General features: G+C 68.4%; 3 protein-coding genes. All 3 read left to right on the forward strand.

Translation table 11 applies throughout. The features are described 5' to 3' along the window. Positions 1-385 (forward strand): aminotransferase class III-fold pyridoxal phosphate-dependent enzyme (locus ACXJKR_RS30780; protein WP_457326080.1); only part of this gene is annotated, 385 nt, incomplete at its 5' end. Between the two features lie 49 nt (positions 386-434). Beyond that, positions 435-929 (forward strand): Lrp/AsnC family transcriptional regulator, encoded by a 495-nt coding sequence (locus tag ACXJKR_RS30785; RefSeq protein ID WP_457326081.1) that lies wholly within the window; start codon positions 435-437, stop codon positions 927-929. A gap of 365 nt (positions 930-1,294) precedes the next feature. Beyond that, positions 1,295-2,096, forward strand: an 802-nt coding sequence (locus ACXJKR_RS30790; protein WP_457326082.1) for a porin, incomplete at its 3' end; no start/stop codon positions are given.

The following is a 2,096-nucleotide window of genomic DNA, read 5'->3' on the forward strand; positions in this document are numbered from 1 at the left end:
AGTGATCCGCTTGTACGAAGAGGGCGGCATCCTCGCCAACGCCCAGCGCGTTGCCGCGCGCTTTGCCGCCGGGCTGGAGGCCTTGCGCTCGCACCCGCTGGTGGGCGACGTGCGCTACCGCGGCCTGCTCGGCGCGCTGGAATTGGTGAGCGACAAGGCCAGCCGGCGCGGCTTCGACCCGGCATTGGGCCTGGCCGACCGACTGTTCGCCCTCGGCTACCAGCGCGGCCTCGTGTTCCGCAGCTTCGGCGACCACGTGCTCGGCTTCGCGCCGGCGCTGACGATCACCGAGGTCGAGCTCGACGAGTTGTTCACGCGCCTGCGCCGCGTGCTGGACGATGCGTTGGAAGCACCCAACGTGCGCACGGCGATGGCCGGCGGCTGAACGCCGGCGCCACACAATCGCGCCATTCGCCAACCTTTGGGCACCCACCATGGCAGAAGCTCTCAAACTCGACCGGTTGGACCTGCGCATCCTGGCCCAGTTGCAGAAGAACGGCCGCATCACCAACGTCGATCTCGCCGATGCGGTCGGGCTGTCACCGAGCCCCTGCCTCATCCGCGTCAAGCGCCTGGAGCAGGCCGGCTACATCAGCGGCTACGGCGCCCATCTGCGGCTGGAGAAGCTGGGCGACACGCTGACGGTGTTCACCGAAGTCACGCTGACCGACCACCACCGCGAAGACTTCATCCGCTTCGAGACCGCGATCCGCGAGGTCGACGAGATCCTCGAGTGCCACCTCGTCAGCGGCGGCTACGACTACCTGCTGCGCTTCATGACACGCGGCGTGAACCACTACCAGCAGGTCATCGAAGGCCTGCTCGAACGCAACATCGGCATCGAGAAGTACTTCAGCTACATCGTCATCAAGTCGCCGTTCGTGAAGACGCATTGCCCGATCGAGAAGCTGTTCCACGAAACGCGCTGAGCTCGCGCGCCGACCTGAGCAGGCCCGCACCATGCGGGCCTGCTGCGCATTGGGCCGCCCCCACTTCACGCCGCTGACACAGGCCACCTGAACCCGCGCCGCCGCGTCGTGATGATGCCGCAGACGCTGCCGGCAACGCCCCTCTCAACCGCAGCAATCGCCTGCGCGCCGCGCGGTTTCGGCATCGGCGCAGATCGCGCTGCCCGCGCCTTCCACAACCGCAGTTCGTGCCGCCGCGGGCGGCCACAACGCGACGCCGCGCGAAGCCCCCGGTGCTGGAATGCCCTGGCACCGAGCGGTGCGGCTTCCGGATCGAAGTTGCAGCCCCTCGTCGTCGCCGACAAGCAACCTACAAGAGGGAATCCATGACAGCTTTCACCCGTATCCGCCTTCTCGTCGTCACTGGCGCCGCCTTGTGCGGCAGCGTCGCCAACGCGCAATCCAACGTCACGGTCAGCGGCAGTATCGACGCGGGCGTGTTCCGCGACACAGCCGGCCGCACGAACGTCGGCACCATCCAGCGCAGCCACCTGGAGTTCGCGGGCAACGAGGATCTCGGCGACGGCCTGGCCGCGACCTTCCGCCTGCGCCACCGTTTCGACGCGGACACCGGCGCGTCGGAGGCCGGCACGGGCAGGCCGTTCTGGCACGGCGAGTCGACCGTCGGCATCAAGGGCGGATTCGGCGCTTTGCGCCTGGGCCGCGCGCTCGACGCCATCCAGGCGCAGGACTGGGCCTTCGACGCCTGGAGCAACTACGACCGCATCGTGTCGCCCGCCTGGGACCTGTGGCATTGGAACTACTCCGCCGACCCGGCCGGCGGCGGCTCGGGCCGCGTGGCCAACGCGGTCTTCTACGACTCGCCGAAGTTCGCCAACGTCTCGCTGCACGTCAGCGCCTCTCCCGAGTCGCCCGCAGGCGCTGTGGCGAAGACGCGCGCCGCCACGCTGCTCTACAACGACGGCAAGCTGCGCATGATGCTGGGCAGCGGCAAGAACAGCGCCGGCGCCACCGAGACCTCGGTCGGCGTGCGTGCCGCCTTCGGCATGCTGTCGTTGATGGGCATGTACAACGTCAGCGAATCCGTCGCCGGCTCCAAGGCCAAGGTGACGACGCTGGGCGCGGTCTATGTGATGGGTGCCACGACGCTGAAGGCAGGCTGGGGCC

The organism is Roseateles sp. P5_E11, assembly GCF_054049355.1.

Excerpts from the sequence above, each read along its gene's own strand:
- ACXJKR_RS30785 (WP_457326081.1), top strand. The coding sequence starts at position 435 with ATGGCAGAAGCTCTCAAACTCGACCGGTTGGACCTGCGCATCCTGGCC.